This window comes from Rhizobium sp. SVR5-9E, from assembly GCF_056755095.1.
This window is the reverse complement of record NZ_JBNDHS010000164.1, coordinates 1-6,914: the sequence shown is the minus strand read 5'-3', so window position 1 is coordinate 6,914 and position 6,914 is coordinate 1. Positions and strand designations below refer to the sequence as shown.

The following is a 6,914-nucleotide window of genomic DNA, read 5'->3' as shown; positions in this document are numbered from 1 at the left end:
GTGCAAGACCGTCAGCAAGCATTGTGCGTGACGGAGCCGTATGGAATATATTAGAGCGACATTCTTCTTCTCGCAGGAGATCGTCCGTGGCCCCGACATTGAACAGGAGTATGCCTTTTTGCCGCGCGCTATCGGCGATCGACAGCAATTGCCTGGCGGAGATGTCCGTCAGGATGTAGCGGTCGCCCTCGGCCGCCATCGTCTCAAAGGCAGAAACCACCTCGGCGTCGGGTTTGATCTCTGTCACCTCGAGCTTGAACTCCTGCCCGAGAAACCTGCCGGTCGTGTTGTTGTCGCCGATTGCCACATTGGCGCCCGCAACACCTTCGTCGCGCGGCGGCATGTCTAGAATGGACAACGCCAGCTGCGGTGCGTAGGCGCGCAAATAGCCGATCTTGATTTCAGTGATTTGCTTTGCCTGCCCGTTTGGGCGCGGAGTTTCCTGCGCAAAGGAACCGCACGCATTGCAATTCAGGAGAAGAAGGCTCAGGAAAGTGGCGACGCCTGATGCCGAGGTCTTCATCGAATGGCCCTCTGATCGCGTTGCGATCGTCCATTGGTGAGTCCAATGTCAGATATCCACGATGACGTTACCCGATCCTAAGATATTAGGAAACACTTCATCAACTTTCGGTCGCGATTTCCGGCTCCGCCGGCAATGAGGCCAAGGCGGGCTCTTTTCACATAGGTCTCATCAACGCGCCAGCTTGTCGACTGCGGCCGCCGCCAGTGCCAGCGCAGCCCCTTTTTGATCTTCCGGCGCGTATTTCTGAACCCAGCGAAAGATCGTGGAATGATCGACAGGCACACCCCGTTCGCTCATCGTCTGCTCGAGATCGCGATAGCTGACACCATAGCGGCAATACCATCGCATTGCCCACAAAATCACTTCCCCCTGAAAATGGCGCCACTTGAAATCCCTCATCAAAAGTTCCCGCTGAAAGTCTTTGGCGCTCTTTCGGGCATCATCTGAATTTTTGCAACAAGTCCGCGGACAATGGACATACCTTTACCGGGCTGGAAAGCTTTCAAGCTTTCCTCAGCTCGCGAACGCAGGCACTGGCCTCGATGTTCGCACAGCTTGCCGACGTCCAGGGAGGCGGGGCGGCGCCGACCGTTGCGGAATTCATAGCGGCTTTGCCGGTCATCACTTGGCCGTGACAAGCAGAGACCCGGGATAAGGGTCTTGTGGCCCTGCCGGGTCTCCATGCCACGCCGGGTCAGCCACCGGTCACTCAGCACCAGCAGCGAACTTATCGGCAAGGTGGTCGCGGGGCCCATTATCGCCGGCGCCGTGCTGACGATCGGCGACCTAGCCTATCGCTGGTATGCGAAGCGCAAGAGGGACGAGTTGCAGGATGCCCTCGATCTCAAGGCGGTGACGAATGCTCAAGCTGCTGCCTGAATGGCTCAAGGTTGGTGCGGGAGCGGCGTTGGGCGCTCTCATCGCCACTTACCCCGCAATCCTCGTCGGACGCTCTGAGGACGCCAGCAAGCTGCAACCGCAGCGCTGGAAATTGCGGTCAAGCGCTCTGCCGAAAAAGGAAAGATCAATGGTCAGGTTTCTTCTCTTGATGTTGCCGCTCTGTGCAATGATTTCGGGCTGCCAGACAGCGACAAAGTCGACTGCGTGCGCCGGGTTCGAGAAGCTTCAGCCAAGCCTTGAGACGTCCGTGTTGATTCTCCGGAAGGACCCGCCTTTTGCCAATCAGGTGGCCACGCATAACAGGTTGGCAAATCCCAGGATTGCTGGAAGTAATCTAAAGTGGTTGCCGTCTCTGCGGCGCAGCTACCCGTCGCTTGAAGGACCCTTGGGAACGAGTCTCAGCTGAGGTCTGAACCGCGCCGGGTTTGCCGGAGGCTCCAACTTCTGAGAAAGTGGAGCCGATATGAGCAAGACAGCGAACAAATTTTCACCGGAAGTCCGCGCCCGAGCAGTGCGGATGGTTTTGGATCACCAAGGCGAACATTCCTCGCGATGGGCAGCGGTTTCCTCGATCGCCGCCAAGATCGGCTGCACGGCGCAGACGCTCAATGAATGGGTGAAGAAGGCGGAAGTGGAAGATGGTTCCCGGCCTGGTCTCCCAAGCGAAGTGGCCGAGAAGATGAAGGCTCTGGAACGGGAGAACCGCGAGCTTCGGCAGGCCAATGAGATACTGCGCAAAGCGTCCGCTTATTTCGCGATGGCGGAGCTCGACCGCCCCTTGAAGCGATGATCTCCTTCATCGACGAACACCGGTCGGTGTTCGGGGTCGAGCCGATCTGCAGACTGCTGCCGATTGCCCCATCAACCTACTACGAGAACGTTGCCAAACGCCTGAACGTGGACCGATTGTCGGTCCGCGCCCGCAGCGACATTGCATTGAAGATCGAGAGGCAGATTCAACCGGTCGTCGCAACACCTTGAACAAGGATGTTACGATGAAGCCGCACAAGCGTCGTTCGGATCGCTCTACACGAAGCAAACTACGTTCGCCCGGCCGGCCGCCAGTCTGGCAGCGTGAGAATCTTTGCCGCTTCTGGCAAGCTATTGCGTCTGGTCAGACGAGTGAAGACGCGGCGGTAGATGCCGGTGTTTCGGCACCGGTCGGAGCGCGATGGTTTCGGAGTTCAGGAGGAATGCCACCAACGCATTTGGCCCCATCGGCAAAGCCACCGGGCGGGCGATATCTAACATTTTCAGAGCGCGAGGACATTGCAATCGAACTCGCCAAAGGCAACGGAGTCCGGACCATTGCACGCAAACTTGGGAGGTCCCCGAGCACGATCTCTCGCGAGCTGCGACGTAACGCAGCAACGCGAGGTGGAAATTTGGACTATCGTGCCAGTACAGCGCAATGGCATGCCGATCGGGCCTCCCTGCGCCCAAGACCAAGCAAGCTCGTCACAAATCCTGCGCTGCGCGATTATATCCAGGAACGGCTTGCAGGTATGATTGCCAAAGCAGATGGCGTCGGATTTACCGGCCCCGATGTGATATGGAAAGGGCGCCGTGCCGTTCACCGCCAGAATAGGCGCTGGTCAACGGCCTGGAGCCCGGAGCAGATTGCGCATCGGCTCCGGCTCGATTTCCCCGAGGATCCGACCATGCGCATCAGCCATGAGGCGATTTACCAAGCGCTATATATCCAGGGACGTGGAGCACTACGTCGCGAGCTAACCGCCTGCCTGCGGTCTGGCCGGGCTTTGCGCATACCCCGCGAACGGGTCCGAAACCGCGGCAAGTCCTTCGTTGGCGACGCGATACTGATCAGCCAGCGGCCGCCCGAGGTTGAGGATAGAGCTGTGCCGGGGCATTGGGAAGGTGATCTCATCCTTGGCCTGGGAAGCTCCGCGATCGGTACACTGGTCGAACGTGCTACGCGCTTCACAATGCTGCTGCACCTGCCGCGCATGGAAGGCTATCAACCCGGAAAGAGCATCAAGAATGGTCCGGCCTTGGCCGGCCACGGTGCCGAAGCTGTACGTGATGCCATAACGAGATCGATCACAAGCCTTCCAGAGACATTGCGCCAGTCGCTTACCTGGGATCAGGGTGCAGAAATGGCCCAGCATGCCCGCCTGCGGATCGACACAGGACTACAGATCTACTTCTGCGATCCTCAAAGCCCCTGGCAGCGCGGCACAAACGAGAACACGAATGGTATATTGCGGCAATACTTTCCTAAAGGCACCGATCTCAGCCAACACACCTCCGATGAACTCGATGCGGTCGCCCATGCCATCAATACAAGGCCGCGCAAAACACTCGGCTGGAAAACACCGGCCGAAGCACTCGACCAATTCCTCACAAACGCTAAAATCGATAGTGTTGCGACGACCGGTTGAATCTGCCCAATACGTGTCGATCAAGTATTCGGAGCGACTGGCCGAGGCAGGCATCGAGCCTTCGGTCGGAAGCGTTGGCGACAGCTACGACAACGCGCTCGCCGAAACGATCAACGGTCTCTACAAGGCCGAGGTCATTCATCGGCGCGGACCATGGCGGAGCTTCGAAGCGGTTGAGTTCGCCACCCTCGAATGGGTCGATTGGTTCAATCATCGACGGCTTCTGGAGCCCATCGGAAACATCCCGCCAGCCGAAGCCGAGGAGCAGTATTACGCCATGCTGGACGAACCAGCCATGGCTGCATAACTTAAACCAAACAGCCTCCGGCAAACCCGGCGCGGTTCAGTCGGTCAGATTTTTCCGGCTCACTAAGCTTGAACTGCTCCAAGGACTCGATTGCGGCGTTTAGGAACTTTTGCGTTCGCAGGTCCATGCTTTCGATGTGCTGCGCGTAGAATTGCAGGTCGGCATCGATGCCACTATCCAGAGGGACCTGCGGGACCAGGAGGCGTGATGAGAAGGATTAGCCTTCGCAGGATAGAGTGCAGAATATTATTTTGACCTTGTAACGCGATCACTTGCTCGTTGAGCTCGTGTATCACTTCTGAAAGGTCCGGCTGATGCAAGTTGTCGGCCATGCTCACCATCCCGTCGTGTAGCGGTTCAACTACCGCCGTAAAGCGTTCCCATATGGAACGAATGTTTACACCTTCAATAGTTTCAGAACCGCTTGCCGATGCGGTCTTGTTCTCCCTTTTATCACCATCTCGCTTTGTGATGCTCGTTAACTTAGGTCCGCTTCGCGGGCCTTTTATCAAAGGGCAGGCGCGCTGGATGAACGGAGACATCATGCAAATTAAGTCGAAAAGCCGAAGATCAACCCGGCGCATTTCATCGCCATCATCGGCGCCGCTCTCGTCAACGCATTCATCATCGGCGGGGTATGGGCCAGCCTCAATCGAGATATCGCCGATATCCATAACGCTCAGGAGCGGACACAGAGGGTTCTCGACGACACCCAGCAGCAGGTATCGCAAATACCGCCGCTTTCATTCCAGATGACGAGAGCGCTTGAGGCGACGGCGGAAAACAAGAAAGGCATCGAGGCGGCAAACGATCGCGTCGTGGAGTCTCTCGGCGGCAAGCTAGATACCGCGATCGAGAGCATCAACAAGGTCGCCACCCGCGTCGAGGTGTTGAGCAACAGCTCGACGATGCGCAGGAGCGAGCGAATAAGACGATGTTCAGGACACCGATTGTCAGGTCGTAGCGGAAGGCAAGCCTCAGCCGAGTGCAGCAAGCAGGCGGGAAATAACGTATGGAAATCTCCCGCCGCCTATGGCTTCTTCAAAGCATCGGTCGCGTCACACCGTAATAGTCGTCGATGCCGCGCCTGTACTCGGGGTCTGACCAATCAGGCGCGCTTCTATCATCAAAGTAAGGCGCGCCCTCCAATTGCGCCTTGTCGAGATCAACCGCGTAGCCGCCTTGGCCCTCATCATATTTCAGCATGTCCCATGGAACCGGGTGGTAGCTCTGCCCCATCCCCAGAAAGCCGCCAAACGACATGACGGCATAAGCAACCTTCCCAGACCTTTTATCGATCATGACGTCGTACACCGTTCCCAAGGATTCCCCTTGGAGGTTGTAGACATTGGTGCCTTCGACCTTGCTGGCTGCTATCAAATTTCCGGTTTCGTTCGTCGCCACATCGCCGGTGCGCGAAACATCATAGTCCGTCATTGAAACTCCTCCTTGTTGCTTCCTTTCACCCTCTTTCAGTGATGAGTAATAAACGCGCGCCTGCGGAGGTGGTTCCGAGCGAGCAGCGGTTGCTGGGTGCTCGACGGACAGGGATTGAGGTAGTGGGAACACGACCGTGAACTTCGCCCGCCCCATGTTCAAAACATAGCCACGTCGACGAAATCCGCTTTCCGGTCCAGGCTCTCGACAGCGCGGCTCGTAGCCGTTTCGCTGTTGCACTTGACCCGTGGTCCCGGCGTGTTTTCTTGGACCTAGCGCACGGAAGTTTTCCGCGGTCGTTCCTGTGTCCTCGATCGCGTGGCCTCGACCCAGTTCATGGTCGGTGTGACGGCTATTCCATGAACGACGATGGAGATCAGCACTATTAGGATTCCAGTCGCCCAGACGGCGTCGGCATTGTCGAATTCCGCCTGACCTGTGGCGTAGGCAAGATAGTGGATCGTTCCCAGCCCCCGGATGCCGAAGACGGAGTTCACCAGTTTCTCGCCCGCGGAATACCCTGTACCAAGCAGGCAGATCAACCCGATAGCGGCCTCACGGCGAGCAGCGTCAGCGCGGCGACGAGTACGACGCGCCAATCAACAGCAACCAGAATCGTCTCGGTGGCCAAGATCGAACCCAAGCAGACGAGCAGAACCATCATCAGCAGCCGTTCGATCTGTTCTGCAAAATCGTGCAACTGCTCGTGAAAATCGTGTTCTCCTTCCACTGAACGAAATGCAAGGGCCGCCACGAATACTGCACGAACCCATACCCATGGATCATCTGGGCTACGCGACATTGCCGGGCAGAGGCGGCAGCAACAGTACAGAGAAGTGTGAGGATCGCGCGTGCTTCACGGGGGGCCGCCGTCGCAAATCTCCCGGACCCAACCATCCGAACAGCCAAGCAAGCAGAAAAGCCAATGCGGCAGCGAGTGCTATCAGGATCCACACACCCAAGGTGCGCCTTGGTGGCTTGCCGGAATATCGATCAGGATCACTCATTGATCACACCCGAGGGCGTTCGGGAAAACTATGACCGCGCGGCGCCAGGATGGTGTGCCTCATCGCTGGCATTAACAGGAATACTGCGCGCGGCCGTATCGATAACCAATCGGTTCCAGTCTGCTAGCGTACCGAGAAAAAGGACCCTGGGGCAGCTTGGCTAACCAAGGTGGAATCGCGCGGCTTTCCGTATGAGGTAACGGAAAAGGGACCGGAAGAGATCGACCACGCGATCCCGACCCCTCCAACCCTTAAGACGTAGCAATGTTCCGGTTCGGAGCAAAAAGAAGGCCCTGCTGCTAAGGAGGGGACAGGGCCAGGTCGCCAGCATTGCC

General features: G+C 57.6%; 8 protein-coding genes, 3 pseudogenes and 1 other annotated feature. Of the genes and pseudogenes, 5 read left to right on the top strand and 6 right to left on the bottom strand.

Annotation, left to right across the window (positions count from 1 at the left end):
* Together ACPYOJ_RS33445 and ACPYOJ_RS33440 are read right to left on the bottom strand one after the other, a co-directional pair.
* Positions 1 to 523, bottom strand: a 523-nt coding sequence (locus ACPYOJ_RS33445) for an ABC transporter substrate-binding protein (RefSeq protein WP_481420083.1), incomplete at its 3' end; no start/stop codon positions are given.
* A 155-nt stretch (positions 524 to 678) separates the two neighbouring features.
* Positions 679 to 925 (bottom strand): annotated as a pseudogene (locus tag ACPYOJ_RS33440) (IS6 family transposase); the annotation flags it as partial.
* 282 nt (positions 926 to 1,207) lie between these two features.
* Here ACPYOJ_RS33440 and ACPYOJ_RS33435 point away from each other — a divergent pair.
* The 5 genes and pseudogenes from ACPYOJ_RS33435 to ACPYOJ_RS33415 all read left to right on the top strand — a co-directional run.
* Entirely contained in the window at positions 1,208 to 1,405 is a 198-nt protein-coding gene (locus ACPYOJ_RS33435) for a hypothetical protein (RefSeq protein WP_481420082.1), read from the top strand.
* Positions 1,386 to 1,832, top strand: a complete 447-nt coding sequence (locus ACPYOJ_RS33430; protein WP_481420081.1) for a hypothetical protein — start codon at positions 1,386 to 1,388, stop codon at positions 1,830 to 1,832. Before ACPYOJ_RS33435 ends, ACPYOJ_RS33430 begins: the two co-directional genes overlap by 20 nt.
* 57 nt (positions 1,833 to 1,889) lie before the next feature.
* Positions 1,890 to 2,374, top strand: a pseudogene (locus ACPYOJ_RS33425) (transposase); the annotation flags it as partial.
* Positions 2,171 to 2,287, top strand: a sequence feature (AL1L pseudoknot). (Overlaps the previous pseudogene by 117 nt.)
* 47 nt (positions 2,375 to 2,421) lie before the next feature.
* Positions 2,422 to 3,828 (top strand): IS30 family transposase, encoded by a 1,407-nt coding sequence (locus ACPYOJ_RS33420; RefSeq protein ID WP_481420080.1) that lies wholly within the window; start codon positions 2,422 to 2,424, stop codon positions 3,826 to 3,828.
* A gap of 4 nt (positions 3,829 to 3,832) precedes the next feature.
* Positions 3,833 to 4,135: pseudogene (locus ACPYOJ_RS33415) on the top strand (integrase core domain-containing protein); the annotation flags it as partial.
* Between the two features lie 173 nt (positions 4,136 to 4,308).
* Here the strand turns inward: ACPYOJ_RS33415 and ACPYOJ_RS33410 are convergent.
* The 4 genes from ACPYOJ_RS33410 to ACPYOJ_RS33395 all read right to left on the bottom strand — a co-directional run bounded on the left by ACPYOJ_RS33410 (position 4,309) and on the right by ACPYOJ_RS33395 (position 6,326).
* On the bottom strand, positions 4,309 to 4,809 hold the full coding sequence (locus ACPYOJ_RS33410) for a hypothetical protein (RefSeq protein WP_481420079.1): 501 nt from the start codon (positions 4,807 to 4,809) through the stop codon (positions 4,309 to 4,311).
* A gap of 367 nt (positions 4,810 to 5,176) precedes the next feature.
* Entirely contained in the window at positions 5,177 to 5,572 is a 396-nt protein-coding gene (locus ACPYOJ_RS33405) for a PRC-barrel domain-containing protein (RefSeq protein ID WP_481420078.1), read from the bottom strand.
* Between the two features lie 272 nt (positions 5,573 to 5,844).
* Positions 5,845 to 6,069 carry a hypothetical protein gene (locus tag ACPYOJ_RS33400; RefSeq protein ID WP_481420077.1) on the bottom strand — a complete coding sequence of 75 codons (225 nt, stop codon included), beginning with the start codon at positions 6,067 to 6,069 and terminating at the stop codon, positions 5,845 to 5,847.
* A gap of 41 nt (positions 6,070 to 6,110) precedes the next feature.
* A complete protein-coding gene (locus ACPYOJ_RS33395) occupies positions 6,111 to 6,326 on the bottom strand; it encodes a hypothetical protein (protein WP_481420076.1) in 216 nt (71 codons plus the stop codon).
* Between the last annotated feature and the right edge of the window lie 588 nt (positions 6,327 to 6,914).